Origin of the sequence: Dysgonomonas mossii, assembly GCF_004569505.1 — a bacterium.
Classification (GTDB): domain Bacteria; phylum Bacteroidota; class Bacteroidia; order Bacteroidales; family Dysgonomonadaceae; genus Dysgonomonas.
This window is the reverse complement of record NZ_SPPK01000040.1, coordinates 1-511: the sequence shown is the minus strand read 5'-3', so window position 1 is coordinate 511 and position 511 is coordinate 1. Positions and strand designations below refer to the sequence as shown.

At 63.6% G+C, this 511-nt stretch carries 1 protein-coding gene; it reads right to left on the bottom strand.

Going from position 1 to position 511, the window contains the following annotated elements; translation table 11 throughout:
* Positions 1 to 511: M3 family metallopeptidase (locus E4T88_RS18845; RefSeq protein WP_167755480.1), on the bottom strand; the 511-nt coding region annotated here is incomplete at both ends.

The following is a 511-nucleotide window of genomic DNA, read 5'->3' as shown; positions in this document are numbered from 1 at the left end:
GCTCATACGGGTAGGCCGAGCCGCCCGCGCCGAGCATTTTCAGGTAGGCGGCCAGGGCGCCCGGTTCCTTGTCGAGGATGCGCTGCGCGAAATCCTGCGCCGCCGCGATCGAGGTGGCGTACTGGAACACATAGAAGCCGTGATAGAAATGCGGCACGTAGGCCCATTCCAGCGCGTAGGCGGGGTCGATGGTCATGACGCCCTGCGCTTCGCCGTGGTAGCGCTTGAGGATATCGGCATAGATGGCCGTGATCTCTTCGCCCGTCAGCGCTTCTCCTTTATCGACCTTGCCGTGGATGGCCGCCTCGAATTCGGCGAACATGGCCTGGCGGAAGAAGGTGCCGCGCAGGTTTTCCAGCGCCGCGCCCAGGTACAGCAGGCGCTCGTCGTCATCCTTGGCCTGTTTCAGGCGCGCGTCGAGCAGCAGCGCCTCGTTCGTCGTCGAGGCGATTTCCGCGACAAAGATGCTGTACGGCGCATAGATCGATGGCTGCGCCTTGTTGGCTAGCAC